19 protein-coding genes are annotated in these 21460 nt (G+C 56.3%); 5 read left to right on the top strand and 14 right to left on the bottom strand.

The window, feature by feature from the left end; translation table 11 throughout:
* Positions 1-13: 13 nt before the first annotated feature.
* Both VNZ60_RS05435 and VNZ60_RS05430 read left to right on the top strand, forming a co-directional pair.
* Positions 14-415: a roadblock/LC7 domain-containing protein gene (locus VNZ60_RS05435; protein ID WP_325657402.1), complete on the top strand. Its 402-nt coding sequence runs from the start codon at positions 14-16 to the stop codon at positions 413-415.
* 105 nt (positions 416-520) lie between these two features.
* A complete protein-coding gene (locus VNZ60_RS05430) occupies positions 521-880 on the top strand; it encodes a hypothetical protein (RefSeq protein WP_325657401.1) in 360 nt (119 codons plus the stop codon).
* A gap of 117 nt (positions 881-997) precedes the next feature.
* On the opposite strand, the gene VNZ60_RS05425 is transcribed toward VNZ60_RS05430, so the two are convergent.
* The 9 genes from VNZ60_RS05425 to VNZ60_RS05385 all read right to left on the bottom strand — a co-directional run bounded on the left by VNZ60_RS05425 (position 998) and on the right by VNZ60_RS05385 (position 10372).
* Positions 998-1873, bottom strand: coding sequence for an amino acid ABC transporter substrate-binding protein (locus VNZ60_RS05425; protein WP_325657400.1), 876 nt, complete (start codon positions 1871-1873; stop codon positions 998-1000).
* Positions 1874-2140: 267 nt separating this feature from the next.
* Complete coding sequence (locus VNZ60_RS05420; protein ID WP_325657399.1) at positions 2141-2467, bottom strand: hypothetical protein; 327 nt, start codon at positions 2465-2467, stop codon at positions 2141-2143.
* Between the two features lie 51 nt (positions 2468-2518).
* Entirely contained in the window at positions 2519-3112 is a 594-nt protein-coding gene (locus VNZ60_RS05415) for a hypothetical protein (protein ID WP_325657398.1), read from the bottom strand.
* 103 nt (positions 3113-3215) lie between these two features.
* A complete protein-coding gene (locus VNZ60_RS05410; protein ID WP_325657397.1) occupies positions 3216-7034 on the bottom strand; it encodes a pilus assembly protein in 3819 nt (1272 codons plus the stop codon).
* A gap of 58 nt (positions 7035-7092) precedes the next feature.
* Positions 7093-7743, bottom strand: coding sequence for a pilus assembly PilX family protein (locus VNZ60_RS05405; protein ID WP_325657396.1), 651 nt, complete (start codon positions 7741-7743; stop codon positions 7093-7095).
* Between the two features lie 12 nt (positions 7744-7755).
* Complete coding sequence (locus VNZ60_RS05400; RefSeq protein WP_325657395.1) at positions 7756-8937, bottom strand: PilW family protein; 1182 nt, start codon at positions 8935-8937, stop codon at positions 7756-7758.
* Positions 8934-9365: a type IV pilus modification PilV family protein gene (locus VNZ60_RS05395; protein WP_325657394.1), complete on the bottom strand. Its 432-nt coding sequence runs from the start codon at positions 9363-9365 to the stop codon at positions 8934-8936. Before VNZ60_RS05395 ends, VNZ60_RS05400 begins: the two co-directional genes overlap by 4 nt.
* Entirely contained in the window at positions 9366-9959 is a 594-nt protein-coding gene (locus VNZ60_RS05390; RefSeq protein WP_325657393.1) for a GspH/FimT family pseudopilin, read from the bottom strand.
* A complete protein-coding gene (locus VNZ60_RS05385; protein ID WP_325657392.1) occupies positions 9950-10372 on the bottom strand; it encodes a type IV pilin protein in 423 nt (140 codons plus the stop codon). Before VNZ60_RS05385 ends, VNZ60_RS05390 begins: the two co-directional genes overlap by 10 nt.
* A 326-nt stretch (positions 10373-10698) precedes the next feature.
* On the opposite strand from VNZ60_RS05385, the gene VNZ60_RS05380 reads away from it, so the two are divergent.
* Positions 10699-11331, top strand: a complete 633-nt coding sequence (locus VNZ60_RS05380; protein ID WP_325657391.1) for a response regulator transcription factor — start codon at positions 10699-10701, stop codon at positions 11329-11331.
* Between the two features lie 63 nt (positions 11332-11394).
* On the opposite strand, the gene VNZ60_RS05375 is transcribed toward VNZ60_RS05380, so the two are convergent.
* From VNZ60_RS05375 to VNZ60_RS05365, 3 genes are all read right to left on the bottom strand, one after another.
* A complete protein-coding gene (locus VNZ60_RS05375) occupies positions 11395-14433 on the bottom strand; it encodes a sensor histidine kinase (RefSeq protein WP_325657390.1) in 3039 nt (1012 codons plus the stop codon).
* A gap of 68 nt (positions 14434-14501) precedes the next feature.
* Positions 14502-14768, bottom strand: coding sequence for a hypothetical protein (locus tag VNZ60_RS05370; protein WP_325657389.1), 267 nt, complete (start codon positions 14766-14768; stop codon positions 14502-14504).
* Positions 14769-14997: 229 nt separating this feature from the next.
* Positions 14998-16968 (bottom strand): hypothetical protein, encoded by a 1971-nt coding sequence (locus tag VNZ60_RS05365; protein ID WP_325657388.1) that lies wholly within the window; start codon positions 16966-16968, stop codon positions 14998-15000.
* Positions 16969-17365: 397 nt separating this feature from the next.
* Between VNZ60_RS05365 and VNZ60_RS05360 the strand changes: the two genes are divergently transcribed.
* Positions 17366-18454 carry a fatty acid desaturase gene (locus tag VNZ60_RS05360; protein ID WP_325657387.1) on the top strand — a complete coding sequence of 363 codons (1089 nt, stop codon included), beginning with the start codon at positions 17366-17368 and terminating at the stop codon, positions 18452-18454.
* A 118-nt stretch (positions 18455-18572) separates the two neighbouring features.
* On the top strand, positions 18573-19325 hold the full coding sequence (gene fnr / locus VNZ60_RS05355; protein ID WP_325657386.1) for a fumarate/nitrate reduction transcriptional regulator Fnr: 753 nt from the start codon (positions 18573-18575) through the stop codon (positions 19323-19325).
* A 4-nt stretch (positions 19326-19329) separates the two neighbouring features.
* Here fnr and VNZ60_RS05350 read toward each other — a convergent pair whose 3' ends face one another.
* Both VNZ60_RS05350 and VNZ60_RS05345 read right to left on the bottom strand, forming a co-directional pair.
* Complete coding sequence (locus VNZ60_RS05350) at positions 19330-20607, bottom strand: amidohydrolase family protein (protein ID WP_325657385.1); 1278 nt, start codon at positions 20605-20607, stop codon at positions 19330-19332.
* A 30-nt stretch (positions 20608-20637) separates the two neighbouring features.
* The gene (locus VNZ60_RS05345; RefSeq protein WP_325657384.1) at positions 20638-21219 is read right to left on the bottom strand and encodes a FixH family protein; all 582 of its coding nucleotides are present in this window, start codon (positions 21217-21219) and stop codon (positions 20638-20640) included.
* Between the last annotated feature and the right edge of the window lie 241 nt (positions 21220-21460).

Genomic DNA, 21460 nt, shown 5'->3' with positions numbered 1-21460 from the left:
ACCATCAAGAGACATGAAAGCCAAACTAGCTTCTGCATCAAGCGCAGCCCATCAGGTATTCAATCAAATCGGCATGTCCCAGAACGGCATCTCCACGGTAGTCATGACCACCCTGGATGGCCAGGAAATCGCCATCTACGACCCGGCGCAGAAATTCAGCGCGGTGCGCCTGTCGGCAATGACCAGCTCCCTGGTGGCGATTGCGCGATCGGTAGGCAGGGAAGTGGATTTTTACGGATGCGATCGCCTGCTGCTTGAAACCCCGAACGGGAAAATCATCTTCCGGCCAGTCGGCATGCAACATCCCTATCTGCTTTGCATCGTTGTCAATCGGGACGCCATCCTGGGACACACGCTATGGACGGTCGACAAGATAGTCAGCAATTTCATCCAGCAGTTAGAACTCAATCAATAAAGCCAAGCCGTTTCTAAGTTCGCTTCATACATCACCGGCGTTGGTCGGCCGACGGTAATGTTTCTGTTTCATTCAACGCCACTATCTATATAAGCAGGGGAAAATATGAGTAACATGAATGTTATCGTTGACACATTATTGAGCATCGATGGCGCGCTGGCGGCAGCAATCGTCGACAGCAATAGCGGCATGATCCTGGGCTCCGGCGGCTCCGGCGTCGATCTGGAACTGGCTGCGGCCGGCAATACCGAGGTCGTGCGCGCCAAAACAAAAACCATGAAAAGCCTGGGCTTGAAAGACAACATCGAAGATATCCTGATTACGCTCGGCAAGCAGTATCACATCTTGCGCCCGATAGAAAAGCACGAAGGCCTGTTCATTTATGTGGTTCTGGACAAGAGCAAATCCAATCTGGCGCTGGCGCGCCGCAAGGTACTGGATGCAGAGCAAGCGCTGGTGATGTAAGCAGTGCTGCAGGCCCGATGAGAATTTCTCCTGGTTTGATTTGCCTCGGCACCTGAGCACGCCAGGCAGCCATCGATATCGATGGCTGCCTTGTTTTTTTGTATTTTCAGTGCGTTTTCAATCCCCTACCTTATCGGTTGGGAAAATAATCGAATCCCGCAATAGATATCCCATGGGCATATTCATGCTCTTGCCGAGCGGCGGCACCGGGCTCATGAACCATTTGTTGTAGATCTTGCGAAAATCGCCATCGTGCTCCATGTTCGCCATCGCCCGGTCGGCCAATGTCTTAAACTCCGCATCGTCTTTAGTCAACATGATGGCGTAGGGTTCCACCGACAAGGCATCGCCGACGATCACGAATTTTCCGGGATTTTTCATATTTGCGCGAAATCCGAACAGGATAACGTCGTCCATCACGAAAGCGTCGGCCTGCCCTTTTTCAAGCATGCTGAACGATTCGGCGTGGTCGGTACCATCAACCAGATTCAAGGCCAGCGCCCTCACCTTATTTCTATCGTTTAACAGCTTGACGGTAGTAGTGCCCTTGGTTGTCACGACTTTTTTCCCGCGCAAGTCGGCCCAATTCCTGATGCCGGAATCGGCCCGCACCGCCATCCGCACTCCGGCAAAAAAATGCGGCACGGTAAACGCCACCTGTTTGCGCCGTTCGGTATTGTTGGTGGTGGTGCCGCATTCAAGATCGGCCTTGCCGCTGGTGATGGCGGCGATACGGGTGGATGGCGTCACTGCCAGATAGTTCACCTTCAATTGCGGCAGTTTCAACTCCTGGCGTAGGCCGTCGACAATTTTCGAGCACAGGTCGAGCGTGAAGCCGATCGGTTTCTTATCTGCATCCAGATAGGAGAATGGCGCCGTTGTTTCCCGATAGGCAAGCGTGACAGTCTGGGTATCGCGGATTTTAGCCAAGGTGACGCCGGCAATTGCTGGCGGGGAGAGAAGCGATGAACCCAGCAGCAGCCAGGCAAGCATGGAATATCCAGGCCGAAGAGAAACACCAGTGTGCATTGAACCACCTTGTTATATGAAGAAAGTAATGCGGCACTTCAAGCATTCCGCATTCGGCAGCCAGCGTGCCGAACTCAGAATAGAGAGAGTCTGGATATGGAGATATCAGGAGATCCTGATCTTGGTGTAGGAATACCAAACCTGGAGATGGCTATAGTCCGCGAATTTGAAGCCGGGAACTTGAGACGGCGCTGAGCCAGAAATCCTTCGCAGACGGCTTCTGCTGTCTGCTTATGCGGGATCGCGGCGCCCTTCGATCTTGTGCGGGGCATCTTCCCTGTGTCTATGCAGGGCCACACTGCCATACACAAAAAACGCAGTTATCCCGGCAATGCACAGCGCACTCATCAGATACAAATCCGCGCTCCATCCGTCTCTATGACAGCGGATCATGATGAGAGTCGCCAGCGTTACCCCTGCCAGCGCGCCCAGGATACTTGCCACCACCAAATCCTTCATTTTCAGATGGCTGTTTTGTGACTGTATGAATTGCCACGTATTGTTAATCACGGGATTTTCCATTTTCATAGCCTGTCGATTCTCTGCTTCTTCTTTCATATATCCCTGGCACGCATTGCCATCCCATGCAAAGTGCCTCTCTCTTGCGTCTTATTCCGCCGCAGCGGCCTTATTCAGTTCCGGGCCGATATGAAACTCCAGATCCTGATACGAATTCACATCCGCGCCCGCTAACCTGGCTGGCATGAAAGCAGTGCCGCGCAACATCTGCTCTATCCTTTCAAATGCCTCCTGATCGTCGGCAAGAGCTTGCAATTTCTCAACGCCGACTACTACGCCATTGGCGTCGATATACAGGCGCAAACGAATCGGTAATCCAGAAGCCGGGAGCCCCGCCAACATGTCCGAATCCGGCGCGCTATATGGCAAGGCACCCTTGTCCACCTGCTGCGGGCCATAGAATATCGGCGCCGGCGGCAGGTATGCCGTCTGATCGATCTTGTCGCGATCCTGAGCCATCCTGGCGGCCAGCGTTTCTTCAGATGCCGAACTCTTTGCAATTGATGACGTCGCAAGCTCTGCTATAGCAGGCGCCACCGCAACGAGCTGCACATCGATGCGTTGCTCCTGGCCGCCAGCGGCCCTCGCCGGCGGCAATCCCATGACATCGGTCTGATGCCACCACAGCATCAATACCGACATGTGAATCACAAAGGATGCCGCAATACCAAACAAACGGTGCACTTCACGTTTCACATCGCGCTTTACATTTCGTTTTACATCGCGTTTTACACCGCCCAAATCCGCTGCGTCCAATTTCTGCCTCGACCAGACGCTACGCAAACCATCAATTCGCAATCGGAATCTGACGCCAGTTCAGGCGATTGAATGGATCGTTCACAGGAGTGGTGGGCGGCGTGACGCTGTACTGGCCGTCGGCTCTGGTCGTTACCACCTCGATTTTTCCCTTGATGTTCCCAAAATAGATGCCATTATTCAAGCCCGATGTAGCCACCGATGTCAGATCTGCGAACTGGGACTTGCCGGTATCGTAACTGACGGCATAGACATTATTGCTTCCTGAGGGAGTGCAGACATCGCCATCCGGCAGATTTGCAGCAAATGCCACTATGCCGCCGTTTGCTGCGGCCTGCGACGTCACGCGTTGCGCAATATTGTTGCTATTCAGGGCCAGATCGATATACCAGCCGGACGGTTTTGCGGGAGTGGCGCCTATGCCGTTTGTTACATCGCTATTGTTGTTCAGGTTGGCGCGGGTAATCGGATATTTGCCGACAGCGGCCGGCAAGGTCGCGCTGGTATCGAAACTGGCGCCGGTGCCATCGTTGATGGCATAGAAAGTCTGCATCTGACTGCTCTTGATATCGCTGTCAGCCAACAACTTGCCGGTGCCGATCAGCACGTAACGCTTCAATGAATTTTTATCGACTTCAATCAATGGCCGCGTGGTGACAGGTTGTACCGCAGCGGCGCTGGACGAATCCGTCAGCAAAGCGATCTGGGTCGGCGCATCGTAAGCGGCGCCGGTGGTTTTGGTTAAGTCCAGGCGCCATACATTGCCCAGCAGATCACCTGCATATACGGCGTCGGCCGTGTAATCGGTATAGTCGGCGACGTAGGCGGTTGCCTGAGCCAGGCCAGCCGGCGCGCTGGCGCTGCCGGCGCCGGTCGAAATCGGCGGCTCCAGCAATTTGCCGTTGCTGGGATTGACGATATAAAAATAGCCTTTGCCGTCGGTATTGTTGTAACCCGAAGTCAGAATCACCACCCAGCCATATTTGGCGGTTTTCACGACAACCGCAGGACCGTAGCTATAACCCATGGTGGCGTCGGTAAACTCCCACAGCACAGCATTGGCGAGATTGGTTTCATTACTCAGGGTGCCGGGGTTGCTGACATCCAGCGCATAGTAACCCTTGCCGCCCTTGCCCAAGCCCCCCACCAGCAAGGAACGCCAATCGGCGGCGCTGTTGGCCTGGCCGGCCTTGCCAAAATCCACATCGGTCACTACCGGCGTCGCATCGACAAAGAAATGATGGATGTAACTGGCGCTGGCGAGCGAAGCCAGGCCGTTCACTGCAGGAGTGGCGCTTGGTCCCTGGTATAAGAAGCTGGGCACATAGGCGAACAGTTCCTGGCCGCCGCTAGCTGCACCGTCAAAAGCGTGCAACATGCCGTCATTGGCGCCAACGTACACCACCGTGCTGCGGGTTGCCTGGGCGCTGACGAAGCTGCTATAGCCTGGATTGTTGGAATCCGCGTAGGTTGCCGCCGGCGCCCCCACCGGATAAGCCTTGGACGTCACAATATCACCCAGCAGGTAAGCACGTTGGCGGAATGGACTGCCTTCCTTGCTGCGGTCGCCGCGCAGGAAATTGACGACGTCGGTGGTGGTCGCGCCAGACACAGCCAGGGCTGCGGCATTGCCTGCGTTGGCGATATTGGCGGCGCGAAACGCTACGCCTTTGCCGCCGTCGCTGGTGGCGATGAAGCGTTGCGTGTCCCAGCCTTTGACTTGACTGCTGCCGCTGCCGCTGCTAGCCGCTTGCGTCTCCAGCAGTGCACGGGCATCCCATTTGGGTGTCGCAGAGATTACTTGTCCACTAGTCGCGTCGAACTGCAATGAGCTGGCAGTCAGGTCGCCCGACCAGTTAGCCGCGAAATATTGCGTGCTGTAGCTGACTGTGCCATCGGTGATGCTGACCGGTGACGCCACCGCCAGAGATGAAGAAAACTGCGATGCCGAAGTAATGCTTTTAAAGGCATCCGTCAGCGACGACACCATCAGGCCGGCCTTGCCTGCGTCATAATAATTATCCGGCCGTAAATTGCCGTTGCGGTCCGTATCGCCGGCTTTATTCCAGCTTGATTGCGTCAGCGCTGTGGTATTTCCATAGGTGCTGTAACCATTGGGAACTGTGAAGCCGCCGTATTTGGCGGCTAGCCAGTATTGATTGTTTGGCCTCTCTATATTGCGTTCCATCACATCCAGCCAGTAGGTTGTCGCAGTGGTTGTGAAGCTTCCCTTCTTGTTGCCGAAATCGTTGGGCCGCAGATCGCCGGTATGGGCCGCATAGGCGAGACCGGCAATGAAATAACTGTTCTGGTCGCAACACCATGTCGGATGCAGTTCGCCAAGATTGCCTAGGCCTTCTAGTGCGCCGACCTTGTTAGTCGCCAGGCGGACATCAATCGCAGAACTTGTGACTCCTGACACTGGCACATCTGCCGCTACGCTGGCCGGCATGGCAGGCTCCTTGCTAGGGTCGGCGATCGTGCTACCGGGAAGATTGGCGTCGGCATGGGTGTTTTCATCGCCGATGCCGATAATAAAATTCCTTTGGCATGCATACTGAATAGGATCATCCCAGCTGGTAATTACCGGGAAACCGTCAGCCATGGCGGCATTCGTATTCAGGCCGTTGGTGTATTCAGGAACGTTGCCCGCATTCCTGAGATAACGAATCGCGGCGTAATACAATTCGCTGACCGGATCCGCACTCTTATAGATCTGGCTGGCAAGGCCGAATTTATTCAAATAATTGATGACGCCACTGTTGGCGATGGTGCTGCCGGTGACTGTCCCGGTGGCAGCGGCGTCAGCGCTGTCGGGATTATCCACAAAAATGCCGGTAGCAGGATCCCATTCCTTTTGCAGGTTATCGAGGCTGGTCGATCCCGGCACCGGTGTCTTGGGGCCGACTGATTTCATCCTGGCGCGCAGTACGCCGCCATCGCGCAAGAGGTTCGAGTCATTCAGATAAGAGAACGCTGCGAAGCGTAATTTATCGGCATTGTTTTGAATCAAACCGGTCGGCTTGTAAATATTGCTGCCGTATTGCGTGCAGTTGGCTTCCAGCGAGACCGCATTCGGATCGCAGACCTTGACCAATACCGGCATATCGAAGGTAGCGTTGTCGGTCGTGCTCGACGCCGGGATATTCTTTACGCCCAACGTATACGCGGTGGCGACGAAGGCCCCGAAAGTACCGGGGGTGTCGTCGACGCTGATGGTGGTGTTGTCATTGCTGTTCGACACCCGCATCGAAGTGCCGAAGCCATACACGCGCACATAAATATTCCCCCATTTTTTGCCGCTGAATGGTGTCGCGCCGCTGATCGTCGCAGCGTCCTTGGTAATTGCCTGGACAGGAAAGTTCTTTACCCCTCCTTGACTGACTGGCATATACCCTTTTTGCAATACCGTAGCAGTCGTGGTGTCTACCGCGCGATAGCCGCCGGTCAAGGCCCAACGGAAAGGGTCAATGGTTGAGGTAGTCGCCCAATTCAGGAAATTGCCGCTCCATTGCCCGGAACAGACGTGACTTGCGGCTGCCTTGCTCGCCGCAAAATAGCCATTGGTATTGTCGTAGTCGTAGCATTTGTCAGGATCAAAATAACCGATGAAGGTTGAACCCGATGCATACGCGCCGGTATGCGCACGGCTGGTCGCGGTTGGATATTCAACCGACAAGGCCAGCAGAACATTGGATGGCACGATAATGTTGCTGAACATCGGCGTGTCGTTCAGCGCGGTTTGCGCTTGCGCCGCACACGTTACGCCAGCGCCGCACAGCATCAGCGCAGCTGACAGCAGCCGGCTCAGCCAGCGCGGCGCCTGTAGCGGCTTAGGGATTCGATTCATGTACTGATGCTCCTGTTTATGCCAAACGGGTAAAAATGCGCCGTCAGCCGTCTGCGCTTTAGTGAGTGAACGTAATCTGGGTAAACGTCTGGGTATTGCGCGGGCCAAGCGCCATGATCGTCAGCCGGTAGACCGGGCCCAGGCCCGCATTCACCTTGGCCGAACCGGCGCTGCCACCCTTGTCATCGACAAACGAACCCATGGTGCAAGTCGATTTATCGGGAACCGAGGTGCCCGATACACACATCCTGTCGATCACATAACGCAGCCTGATGCCGGCAGCGGTGTCGGTGATGTCGTCTTTTTTTGCCGACGCGATCAATGCATCGGGGATGCCCGGCAGTTTTGTCGAGGGTAAAACATGAGCCCAGTAATTCTGGTCCGCCTGGTCGTTGTACAAAACCGTCTCCGACACCAACGCGCCGCTGACAAACTGGGTTCTGACCTGTGCTACGGCGCGCTCGGCCTGATTCGCCAGATCGCGTTTAAAGGCCAGGTTACCGGCGCTCAGCAAAGAGCTGTCGGTCGAAATTATCAATGCAACGCTGGCCAGCATCAATACCAGCAGAGCGATCAAGGCCATGATCAATACCGATCCGCGCTGCCTTATGTTCTGGCTTGATTTCAATCTGGCTTTACGGCTCGAATGCGGATTTGCGGACAGTAATTGAGTAGAGGGAAATATGCTCATGGTGGTCATAGTGGTCATGACATGCCCTCCTTAGTTGCTGATTGCAAGTGCATTGCGCAAGGGAATGGTGGCGTCCAGCACCCGGTATCGGAACTTTCTTTCGGCATCGCTCAGTGTCTTGGCATAAGACAGAGTGCCGTCGAACATGGCCGGCAAGGTCGCTGGTGAAATCGTGTTCTTGTCCTCCACCGCCGATCGCGTAATCAAACCGATCCGGATCGACTTGATCGAGGCAATCAGTTTGCCGGCATTGACGCTGCCATCCAGCAGCGCGCTGGCAGCGTAACTGCCTGACGGCGCAGTCCATGTAATGTTGCCGTTGTTGGCTTTATCGACGCCGTAGATCGCGTGCATCTCGACCACGCCGTCGGTTATCAGGTCGGTGCCGGCTGCAGTTCCATTCAATAGATCGAAGCCGACCAAGGTGTCATTCGATCCCACCCCATAAAGTTGGAATGACGGATTGAAGCCAAGATTGAGCGCAACCGAATCGGAGGAGTAGCTGCTTAGCGCCTTATCGGTGCCGGCGGTATAAAATTTTCCACCCAGCGGCAAAACACCTGTACTGGGGGGGCCGGCATAGGTGCTGTCAACAGACTCAATCAAACACGCAGGAAGCGACCCGGTGCTTTTGCCAGGACGCTCAGCCACCAGCAATTGCTGCCCTCCCCCGGCAGAAAAAGACAGCGTATTCAACAGATGCAATTGCGGGCTGGGGCTGGTAGTGGGGACACTGGTGGATTCGATCGGCATTTCGCCATAGCCGGCGGAGCCTGCCATCACGATCAGACTATCGGACAGCTTGCCGTTTGGATCTTGCGAGATGATCACTGGCGCCATGCGGAAGGCGCCGCCGATATTCGCCGTCAGGCTGGAAAACGGCGTCGGCAGCGAGGCTGGAGGGATCACCGCCTTGCCACTATTCTTGGCGTTGATCGCACAGCCGAAGGTCAGCGTGTACTGCTGGGAAAAGCCGGTGCCGGCGCTCCTGATTGCCTGGTCCAGCTGATACAGTGCGAAAGCGCCGCTCTGGTTCATGTCGTTGGCGCCGGTGGTATTTCTTTTACGCGCCTCGCTGACCGACATCACGCTGAAAATCGCCAGCGATACTACCAGGCCGATCACCAGCGCCACCATCAGTTCGATCAGGCTCAGGCCGCGCTGAAATCGCGGGTGCATCGGCGCTGCGGTGCATTGGAATGATTTTTTCATTGCACCACTACCTCGGTGTCATAGCTACGGCTGGCCGTTGCGGCAGCGGTTTTGGCGGCGGCGGTCCAGGTGATGCTGATCTTGACCAAAGCCGGATTGCTGGCGTCTAGCGCGGCTACCCCTTTGCCGCCTTGGAGCACCGCCGCTACCTTGCTCTGCCAGTTGCTATAGTCTTTCGCATTGCCGCCATCGGCCGCGCATAACAGGTCGCAACTGCCACCGACCAATTTGCTTTTGCTCCACAGCATGGCAACCAGGTTGTCGCTAAGCAGTGCTGCCTGGCTGCGGTCTTCGGCGCTGATGGAGTTGTTGATGGTTACGGCTTGCAGACCAACCAGGCCGAGGATGCCGAACGAAAAGATCAGAATCGCGACCAGAACTTCGATTAGCGCAAAGCCGGCTTGTTGTTGCAGGGATTGTTTCATCATTTAGCAGCCCGTCGGAGTAGTGCTGGACAAAGTGAGCTGAGGGTCGCACATGCGAATCTGACCGCTTTGGGTGACGATGACTCTCAGGTTGCGGCTGGCACTGCTCGCGCCCGTGATGTCAAATTTATAAGGGCTGGCGCCAGTATTGTTCAGACGTCCAAGGCTGGTGAAAGTCAGTGTATCGACGTCGCCGGCAACAGTGACATTGGCATTCGCGCCAGATAGCGAGGAACCCTGGACAAACAGGTTGTAATTCTTGTCGCTGGCATCGGTGGCCAACTGAAACGTGTCGTTTTGCTGTACGTACCAGTTGCTGCCGCTCTTGGAGGTTGCAGCATCCTTTACCGGCGTCACTGAAGTCAGCCGGAAATCGACCAGCCGGCTGCGCCGCACCGCTTCGGTTTTTGCCAGTCGTATACCGTTTTGCAATGCCTCGGCAGTGGACCTGATCCTGGCATTCTGAACCCAGCTGGAAAACGACGGCACCGCCACCAGCATCAAGATCGACGCCACGGCAATTGTGATCATCAATTCGATCAGGCTAAATCCCCGGCCTGCGAAAGAGAAGGGCGTCGAGCGCATGACTAAGCGCATGATTGCCCTTTTTTTACGATCCAGTCGCTAGCGCATGTACTGCCCCAACTGGCTTTCAATGCGGTCGTGGCCTTTACCAGACCTGCAGCAACTGTGTAAGTGTAGGTGTAAGTAAAAGCGCTGGCGGGCCCGGCGCCAGCGGCAGTAATTGCGTATTCCTGATCAGTAAGGGAACAAGTAAACGTGAAATTCTTGGTGTTGCCAGAGCAAGGCCCTCCAGTGTATTTCCGATTATCTTGATAGAACTGCTCAAGTTGCGCCTGGCCAGCCGCCATGCCGTTGGTGGCGTCAACCAGATAGCCTCGCAGCACATAATCGACATAACTTGGATAGGCAATGGCCGACAAGATCGCAATCACGGCGACTGTGATCATCAGTTCGATCAAGGTAAAACCTTTGCTTGTCCTAACCATGTTGATTTTCTCTTCAGATGTGATTTTTACAAACAAGCGCTATCGCAAATCGGCCAGTTTTTTTTGCATTTGCAAGTACGCGATCTGATCGCGCAACAAAGTGTTTGCATGCCCGCGTTGCCTGACAAAAGCTAGGATAACAATTCTTACCCGCAGGAAATATCGGCATATCCTGATCTTGATGTAGGGATTTCCTTGCGCAGAAAAGAAAGCCATTACCTGCCGCAGGTACGCGATAATGGCGAAGGGCATTGATTGACCCGCATGCCGGATCAGGACGCAAAGATCAGGACCGGTACTTCCATCCACAATGAATTGAGGGATTCATGATACGAGTACTGATCGCCGACGATCACGCGATTATGCGTGAAGGTTTAAAACAATTGTTCGCCCTTGGCAAAGAGGTGGCGGTAGCGGGAGAGGCTGTCAACGGCGGGCAAGTGCTGGACGCCTTGCATGCCGGCGGTATAGACCTGGTGTTGCTCGACATGACCATGCCGGGCGTCAGCGGCGTCAATCTTATCCAGCGCATCCGCGCCCATGAATCCTATCCGCCGATCCTGGTGCTCAGCATGCACAATGAGTTGCCGATTGCACGACGCGCCCTGTCCGCCGGCGCCTCGGGTTATCTGACCAAGGATAACAAACCGGAAACACTGATGAACGCGATCCGCAAAGTGGTTTCGGGAGGACGTTTCATCGACCCGGAACTGGCAGAGCAGATGGTGTTCGAATCCAGCAGTTCCGATCAGCGTCCGCCGCATGAACTTCTGTCGGATCGGGAGTTCCACATCCTGCGGCTGCTGGTGCGTGGCAAAAGCGTCAATCAGGTAGCCGAAGAGCTGGCTATCAGTAACAAGACCGTCAGCACCCACAAGGCGCGGTTGATGCAAAAAATGAACTTCCAGAATAATGCCGAGCTGGTGCGCTATGCGATTACCTACAATCTGATCGAATAATTGACTGAGTAATATTGCTAGTGAGACCGCGAATGAGATCGCGAATGAGATCAATCGCCGCCCTCATTGATTCAGCGCCTCATCGGCGATGGGAATCGACACTTTGATTGTGGTGCCGACACCAGGCACGCTGAAGATGGCGACCTCGCCCCCCAGCATGGAGGTACGTTCGCGAATGCCGATCAAGCCCAGCGATTTCTTTTTGCGCAGAGCGGTGTCGAATCCCACGCCGTTATCGCGCACCTGCAGCACGTAATGCTTGTCGATTTTCTCCAGGCTGATTTTCACCTGGCTAGCTTGCGCGTGGCGGCTGATATTGGTGAGCGATTCCTGGGCGATGCGGAAAATGGTGGTCGCCCGTTGATCATCCAGGACAATATTTTCTTCACACACGTCGAGGCTGCATGGAACGCCGGTGTGCCCTGTAAACTCCTCGGTCAGCCATTCCAGCGCTGACACTACCCCCATGTCAAGCGCCGACGGTCGCAGCGACGAGACGACATTGCGCACCACTTTGATGGTGGCGTCCACCAGCGTTACCATGCCTTCGATTTTTCCTTGCAGCGATGGATTTTTTTCGCCAAACTCAAGCCCCACCACCGACACCCCCATGCGCAACGCCGACAGGTGCTGTCCCAATTCGTCGTGGATTTCGCGCGTCAAATGCTTGCGCTCTTCTTCGCGCGAAGCTTCCAGTTCATAGGCGCGTTCACGTGCCTGCCGTTCCTTGTGACGCTGACGAGCGAGCAGCCAGCGGACGCGGTAGCGGTGCATACAAAACAGCAGCAGCATCAGCAGCAAGCCGCACACAGCATAGGAAGTCCTGGTTGCCCACCATGGCGGCAGAATCACAACCTCGACTTCCACCGTCGGCGAATAAGCCTGCATGGCGGGATTGTCGGCGGCGACCTGGAAGCGATAATGACCGGCAGGTAAAGCCGCATAGCGCACTTCCGGCACGGTGGTCTTCGACCAGTCCGGCTCCAGGCCTTGCATCCGGTAACGATAATTGAGGGTTTCGCGACTCTGGTATGACAGCGCGGCCAGTTTGAAATTCAGCGGACTCGAGGCCCATGGCAGGCGCACAGCTTGATCCGGGGAAAGGATTTTGCCGTCGCGCGCGATGCTTTCCACCAGCACATTCAGCTGCAACGGCGCGAACAGTGCATCGGGCCGCAAGATATGGGAGGCGCCGTTGCTGGTTGCCACCCACATCGAACCGTCGCCATCCTCATAGAAGGCGTTCACGTTGGTATCATTCCAGACCAGGCCGCTGTCCTGATTGAAAAACCGCCACTGCCTGCGATTCCATACGCCGATTCCCGCACCCGTCGCCACCCATAACCAGCCACGACTATCTTCAAACAGCGCTACCACCGATTGATCCTGCATCAACGCCGGTGTGACGTCGCTGCCCGCCAGCGTCTCGCCCTGTTCGGCGGCGTGCCAGATCCCCCCGAGCTCGCCACCCAGCCACAGTGTCCCATCATGGGCGCAGATCAAGATGCTAGATTGAAAAACCTGTGCTGCCGGCTTGAATCGCGACTTGCGCCAACGTGCGCCGTCAAAACGCAACAACCCTTTATCTGTGAGAAACCACAGCACTCCCGCCGGGCTTTGGCATCCGTGGTATACATTGACGTTCTCAATCGACGGGAATTCCGTGACCTTGACCGGAACCGGATTGGATTCGGGATGCCGGATGCGGTAAATGCCCTGCTCAGTGGCGATCCAGAGTTGCCCTGATAAATCGAAAAACAAGACGCGGATGCGTGGCAGTTTTGCGACCATGACGTCCGCTCCCGGGCCGCGGCCACTGTCACGGTGTACCAGGAAGCCCGACAGTGAGCCTGCCCAGATATTGCCTTTGGCGTCTTCTGCCATATTGCCCCACTGGTAGGAGCTGCCGCCGTAGGTTGCCGGCGCAACGGAAAAGTATCCGGCTTTCTGCAATATCGCGGAACCGGAACGGGTGCCGACATGCAGCAGCTTTTCCTGGTCGCGCATGAAGGACAGCACAACGCTGCTGGGCAAGCCTTGCCTGGGTGTCCAGTTCTCCCAATTCGGATAACCTATCCAATGAATCAGGCCATGTCCCAGCGAGCCCAGCCAGACGCCGCCATCGCGGTCAACCAGGGCAGAGTTAATGCCGCCGCCGACGGTCAGTCCGTTGGCCTCGCCAAACGATTCCCAGCGCTTGCCATTCCATCGGATGACGCCTTGATCGTTTCTGCTGAATACCCGGCCGCCGGCGTCCGTCATCAGGAAAGGAATCGCGTTTGCCTTTTTCTGCTCCGCCTGCTGGGGGGAGCGATCCTGGAACACATGGCCACCCGCCGGCAATACAAATATGTGGCGCTCGCTGCGCACCCAGAGTGTCTGTTGCCGGTCATGCATAATCGCGCGCCAGCTTTCAGCGGGCAAACCGCTCTCCTTCCCCAACACCTCCAGTTTCCCTTGATGGTAATGGCACAACGCCCGCTCGCACCCCATCCACAGCTCTCCCTGCGGGCCGACATGAATGCTGAAAAGTGTGCGCATTTCGGGATGATGCGCCAGTTGCGCCGCGTCGAAAAATTCCTGCGCCTGCCAGGTTTGCCCGTGATCCGCCGTTTTCACCAGCCACAACCGATCCTGGTTTACCACCAGCAGGCGATCCGGCCCAAGGGTCGCGAAATTCTGTCTCTCATACAGGCTGAACTTGGTATTTTGAAATTGCATCGGCACCATGCGCTGCTCCTGCCAGCGGTACAAGCCTTCGCTGGTGCCAGCCCACAATCGACCACCGCCATCGACATGCAGTGCCGTTATGTGCGGACTGAGGCTGGGGCCGGAGTTGGGGCCAGAGTTGGGACCCGAAGCACCGTGACTCAACTCAAAGCGCTGAAAGCGCGCGCCGTCGTAACGGAACAGGCCGTTTTGAGTGCCGATCCAGAGATAACCTCCTGGCTCTTGCGCCAGCGCCGAGACGGCCAGATTCCCCAGGCCATCGCTCTGGTTGTAGTAACGCAACGGCAATTGCTGGCAAAGTACCTGCAGCGGCGTGCAAATCAGCCACAATAGCAAGATCAATCGGCAACGCTGGCGCAAAGTTATCAACATTCCTGATTCTAGCGCCCTATTCATGATGGGGTGAACCAGGCTTTTCAGCTTGAGCAGCTAGCGTTTCCTCATGCCAGGCTCTCCGGGGAACGGTCCTCATGCTTTAAAAAACTCTTCAATTCTGCAATCGATAGATCACAGGTTTCATGAATAGTGATCAACAGGGATGCGCCGACCGAGAGCCGGCCATGGCGAATTTTGCTGATAACCGGCGGCCTTACTTTAAGGCAGCGTGAAAGTGCTGCGTCGTTTTTGAGCCCAAGTTTGGCTCTTACCGCATCCAGCAATTTGTTGGCGTTTTTTATGTATTCGTCAGTGTTGTCTTTAAGTTTCATTTGCCGCTTTCAAGAGTCAATATTTGGATATTTCCAAATAGAAATTCTAATCAATACGGAAGACTGCAGTCATCGGGAAATCGCGATCTTTATGTAAGCAAGAAAGAAGCCCGTATCAGGAATTCCTTACCGGAGCAATTGTTTACAGGCCCCCAGCCTCACGCCAGCAGCGGTAAAAAAACGGCCCCACGCATGGAGCCGCCAATGATTCAAACTACGGTTTCAGGTGTCAGGGCTCGATCCGGCTGATGCGGGTTGCCCAGTTGGTCAGGGTGACGCGGCTGCCGTTGCAACTGAACAGTGCCGCCGGATCGGTGAATTGCGCCAGCGTGCAGGCATGCGCGATGTATTCGGCGGCTAGCCAGATGTCGTTGCCGTCAACTGCCGCCGCACCATAATCGCCCCACCGGCTGCGCGGCGTCCCGAAGGCGTGATAAGCGCCGAATTCGTCGTCTGGTCCGAGTCCGTTGGCAATGACTTTCACCGTCTCACCTCGATGCCCCCGGTCACGGCTGAAATGAATATAGCCGGCACTTGGATAATGGTCGGCGCCAGCCAAGGTAAAGCCGATCACTCCTTTGCCGTTAGGCAGTGCCGCGATGGCCGGCCGTGTAACGCTGTTGCCGGCGACCGCTACCTGGCCTTGCTTGACTACCGATGCGCTGATCTGACTGGGTGAAACTGAGGGATTCAGCACGTAGTAGGCAATCCCGGTCTGCTCCTGGCCCGCGACATTGACGACCGTATCGAGTGCACCGTATAAACGGTCGCCGGTGAAAAACACCTGTTGCATGCGCGAATCGTTTGGATCGAGCGCTGCCAGGGTTTCCGGGACTGCCGGCTGGACTGCGGTCAGATATGTCCAGCAGCCGACACCGGCAGGCGTTACCAGGCTGCGATCGTTCAAGCAGTCTCTCAGGGGCGCAGTTCCCGGTTTCTGTGGGATTGCCGGCGGCACGCCGTAGCTGTCGACGTTCACCACATTATGTAACAGCGTCAGTGCGGGTACGGCGTCGTTGAGGGACTTGGTATTGCCAAGCGCCCACACGCGAAGCCGATTGTCATTACCGGAATTGGAAAACACAGCGACCGAGCTCAACAGATATTCGGTGCCGCGGTTGCTGCGCTCAAAATCGCCGGCGGGGGATACTGCCGGCCACACCGTGAATCCCGGATTACCTTCGAGCAGATAATCGGCAGTGTCCAGTTGCACCACTTGTATCGAGGCGCTGCCGCTGATCAGCGCCTTTTTGGATATGGCATATATTTGCGCACTGTTGAAGCCGCCGGAAAACGGGAATTCGTTGGTGGTCAGATAGATGCCGTGGGCGTCGGCGCCGATGTGCGGATAGTCGCCCAGGCATGGGCAGTTTGCATGTTGTGGCGAGCCCTGTGTGCCGTCATCCTGCACCGCAATCTTGTACACCGTCCAGCTCCCGAGCGGATCGGCTGACGAGCTGACCGCGAGGTCGAGATGATTGGCGCCGGTTTGCGCGCCCGTGGCAGGATCGGTATCCAATGTCAGCACCAGGTGAAACCAGCGCCTTACGTCGGGATCGAAATAACAGGCCGGGTCGGTAATCGAAGGGCCGAAAACGCGCGGACTGACCTGGCGGTTAATCGCTGGCGCATAGCCATAAAATGCATTCAGCGCAATATCGCCGCTCAATGCAGCGCCTTTGCGGTTATACACCTTCATGACATCATTCAGGGATTCCATGACATAACCGTTTCCGGCACAGAGTCCCTGGTCCGGCGGCTCTATGGAAAACTGGTTGCCGTTGCTTGCAAGCCGCTGGTTGCGTGAATTTTCACCGTCAAAACTGACTTGCACCCGGCGGTCGGGTACATCTTTGTCGACTGCTTCGGTCCACTCCCCTTTGCCCTGTGCCTTCGCAATACTGCGGTTTATCTTGAACTTCGCTACCCGCGCCAGCACGTTGGCGGTGCTTTGGGTTGCGCTTTTACCAGCGCCGCCTGCGGTACCCGCGGCAGTAGGACCATCGGCAAGATTGGGCGCATTCGAAAATACTGGCGATGTTTCGGGCGATGACAAACCATCGACGCCGACGCTGGTGGCTGGAATCTTGACTGTGCCGCTGCTGGGTATTTGCCTGGTGATGGTGGCGCCTAAGGCCGAACTGAGGGTGAAACAGGTGAAGCTGAGAATTAAGGCTAATCTATTCAAGTTCCGATTCATCTTCTTCTCCAAAAACTAGCATTTTTGAGCCCTTTTCAGGGGAAAGAAAAAACCTTGCTTTGCAAACAGCAATGTTTCAGCCAGAAGATGGTTTCTCTACCAAATTCTCATGGCCGCACTTTGCTGTGTTAAATCAAAATCCGCGTGGCCTAGGGAGGACCGGCGTTGAGTTGTAACGGGCAATATTTGCCGTGCGGAAATTATATATATTTTTCTTTGCGACGCAGCATATATTTGTGGCATGTTAAAAAATTAAGAATGGATTTGCCGAAGTGCGCAATGACCCGACATTTCCATAACCCGCAATCCCGCAAATCTTTGATCGAAGTCAACGTCTTCTCCTTTTAAATCGCCTAAGATCGATCGGCGTTTTATCTCTATATCAAAGGTTTTTTACATGCCACATCTCCACTTGCCAGAGCCGGTGCTGCCGTCGGCAGCGATGCCGCATCGCAAAGTCATCCGCTCCTGGCTGCTGCCGATCGCGCAGCGCAGCACCAGCCGCGCGCTGGCCTTGATTTTGCTCGATCTGATTTTGTTTGGGCTGGCAATCGTCGCTACCGTCTGGCTGCAGCATGCAGCGGCAAAACTGTTCTTCGGCGCGGTCGCCGGCTTTATCATCGGCCGCCTGTTCATTCTCGGCCACGACGCCTGCCACCAAAGTTTCACGCCGCACCGGCGCCTCAATCGCTGGCTCGGCCGCCTGGTGTTCCTGCCTTCGCTGACGCCTTACAGCCTGTGGGATGTCGGCCATAACGTGGTGCATCACGGCTATACCAATCTGAAGGGTTTCGATTTTGTCTGGCACCCGCTGTCGCTGGAGGAATTCCAGGCGCTGCCACGCTGGCGCCAATGGCTGGAACGCATCTATCGCAGCGGCTGGGGGCCGTGGTTGTACTACCTGGTTGAAATGTGGTGGCAACGCATGTATTTCCCGAGCCGGCGCCAAATGCCGACGCGGCGGCCGGTGTTTATCTGGGACGGGATCCTGGTTTCGGTGGCGGCAATCGTCTGGATCGGATCTCTGGCGGCGGCCGCGCTGGCGACCGGCCAAGCGATCTGGCTGACGCTGGCAGCCGGTTTTGTGCTGCCGTTCCTGTTCTGGAATGCGATGATCGGCTTTGTGGTCTACGTCCATCACACCCATACCGGGATCGCCTGGTACGACCAGAAAACCGTGTGGGCGGCGGCACAGCCGTTCGTTTCCACTACCGTGCACCTGACATTCCGCTATCGCATCGGTGCGCTCTTGCATCACATCATGGAACACACCGCGCATCACGTCGACATGAGTATTCCACTGTATCGTCTGCAAGAGGCGCAGCAGATTCTGGAAACCATGCTGCCGTTGCGCATCGTGATCCAGAAATTCTCCTGGCGCTGGTATTTCGATACGGCGCGCCGTTGCAAACTGTATGATTTCCGGCGCCGTTGCTGGACCGATTTCTCCGGCATGCCGACCAGCGAGGCCGTGATCGTCGCTTGAGACAAGCTGCTTATACAAGCTGCTTATCGTTGGCTTCGCGCGATTCGGCGCTGCATGGCGGTAAGGTAAAATAGCGGGTCGCGGTTTTGCTACGCCGCGCCCACTATCGGACCACGCCATGAATCAACCCACACTTCGTGCAGCGCCGCTGCTGGATCTCACCGCCCTGCGCAGCAGCTGCTCTTCTTGCAGCATGCACCAGCTGTGCCTGCCGATGGGGCTGGATGAACCAGACATGCAGCGGCTCGACGGCATCATCGGCCGCCGCCGCGTGCCGCGCGACGGCATTCTGTATCGGATCGGCGATAAATTCACTTCTCTCTACGCGGTACGGGTCGGGCAATTCAAGACTTACCAGGCCAATCCCGACGGCGCGCAACAGATCACCGGTTTTCAAATGAGCGGCGAATTGCTGGGCATGGATGCCATCAGCAGCGATACCCATCAATGCGATGCGGTGGCGCTGGAAGATAGTGAAGTGTGCGAAATCCCGTTCGCCCGGCTGGAAGAATTATTTGGCGACATTCCTGCCCTGCTGCGCCATTTCCACCGCATCATGAGCAAGGAAATCACGCGCGAACAAAGTGTGATCCTGTTGCTGGGCAATATGCGCGCAGAACAGCGGTTTGCGGCTTTCCTGGTGAACCTGTCGTCGCGCTACGCAGCGCGCGGTTATTCGCCGACCAATTTCCAGTTGCGCATGACGCGCGAAGACATCGGCAACTATCTCGGCCTGACCATCGAAAGCATCAGCCGCCTGCTGTCGAAGCTAAAGAAGGATGGTTTACTTGCCGTCAGCAACCGCGATCTGGAATTGCTGGATTTGCCAGCCTTGAAAGCGCTGGCGGCCGGCAGCGAAGTCTGCGGCTGACTAACTACAAACGCTGCAGCCGAAAATCCACACACTCAGGCCGTCCCGGCAAATTGAGTTTCGCTTGTGCCGCCGGCGCTTGACTGACGACTTTGCCGCGGCGGATAACAAAGCGCCGGGCGGCGCGCAGGCGGATCGCCTCGATCGTGCTGCTGGCGTCGAGTATCACCAGATCGGCGTGACATCCTGGCGTCAGTCCGTAATCCTGCAGGCCAAGAATTCGCGCCGGCGTTTCAGTGACCGCCAGGAAACAAGCATGCATCGCAGCCTGGCCGGTCATCTGCGCCACATGCATACCCATATGCGCCACTTCCAGCATATCTCCAGAGCCAAGGCTGTACCAGGGATCCATCACGCAATCGTGGCCGAACGCGACCTCGATTCCGGCGGCCAGCAATTCCGGCACACGCGTCATGCCGCGCCGCTTCGGATAAGTGTCGTGCCGGCCTTGCAGCGTGATGTTGATCAGCGGATTGGCAATCGCGGCGACGCCTGCCTCGCGCATCAGCGGCAGCAGTTTACTGACGTAGTAGTTATCCATCGAATGCATGGAAGTCAGGTGAGACCCTGTCACCCGGCCCTGCATTCCCAGGCGCTGCGCGTGATAAGCCAGGGTTTCAATATGCCGCGATAGCGGATCGTCCGATTCATCGCAGTGCATGTCTACGCGCAGGCCTTGCTCTGCAGCGAATTCGCACAGCAGGCGGATAGACTCGGCGCCGTCGGCCATGGTGCGCTCGAAATGCGGTATGCCGCCGACGACGTCGACGCCAAGATCGATCGCGCGCTTCAGGTTAGAAAATGCGCTCTGATTGCGTAGCAAGCCATCTTGTGGAAACGCCACCAATTGCAGATCCAGATAGGGCGCCACCCGTTCCTTAACGTGCAACAGCGCCTCCACCGCGAGCAAGCGATCGTCGCACACATCGACATGCGAGCGGATCGCCAGCAAGCCGCGCGCCACCGCCCAGTCGCAATATTGCATGGCGCGCTCAACCAGGGCGTCCTGCGTCAGCTGCGGTTTCAACTCGCCCCACAAGGCGATGCCTTCCAGCAGCGTGCCTGAACTATTCACACGTGGCAGCCCATAGCTCAAGGTCGCGTCCATATGGAAGTGGGCGTCAACAAACGGCGGAGTGACCAGGTCTCCGGCGGCATCGATCTCTTGCTTGCCATGCATGGGGAGTGAACGGCCGAGCGCAGCGATGCGCCCGGATTCAATCGCTATATCGATTCCCTGGCTGCCATCCGGCAGGCTGGCGTTGCGAATGACGAGGTCCATCTGCGTTCTCCTTTACTCAACCTTCAGCCTTCAGCCTTCAGCCCTCAGATCGATAGCACGCTGCTGCGGCCAGATCCAATTGCCGTGCAAGCGCCAGTTACCCTGCCTATCCTCGATCAGCACCTGCCAGCGCGCTGCATCCAGCAACGGCAAAGCCGCCGAAAAATTCCCCTGGCGGTCGGCTTGCAGATTCAGCAGGATATCCTTAGCCGGCAAGGTTGAATGGATCAGCCGCAATTGCAGCGTGCCTCTGCCAAGGGCCGCTGCGCCCTCTTCTGTCGATGTTGCCGGCGTTTCCGATTGCTGCAGATTGTGCAAAACGCCGCTCAACACACCTTGCGCCGCATTGTAGCGCAAGTTGCAGCTGATCCCCAGCCGCGCCGCCTCACGGTCGCGCCGCAAATCCTGGTTGATCGCCTTGCCGGCTTTGTAATAGTCGTCGACTACCAGCGCATCCTGGTAAGTAAACGCCAGCCAGGCGGTAAACAGACCCGCCAGCACCACCGCCATCGGCCCCAGCATCAACAACCACGGCCAGCGTTGCGCGTACCACGGCGTTAGCGTCTTTGGCGTTGCGGCATGGATCGGACCTGTCTGCTTCAGCGTTTTCATAGCTGTTCCTGGATATTTTTGATTATTGAGAGTTTCATGAAACATGAGAATGCCCTTGCCCGGTTGCGCTTAACAAATGCAGCTAACTGGGGTCAGAGTGAACTTTCTGCGCGGTTTTTGCAGAAACTTCACTCTGACCCCACTTAGCGGACCACGGAGTACCTGCCTCATCGTTAAAAAGAACAAAACCACCCAGTGCGCTCTGCCTTTCTCCGAATCCGTCATGTGGGGTCAGAGTCAA

It is taken from the genome of Collimonas sp., from assembly GCF_035566375.1.
Classification (GTDB): domain Bacteria; phylum Pseudomonadota; class Gammaproteobacteria; order Burkholderiales; family Burkholderiaceae_D; genus Collimonas.
The sequence above is the reverse complement of the archived record's forward strand: the minus strand, read 5'-3'. Positions and strand labels throughout refer to the sequence as shown.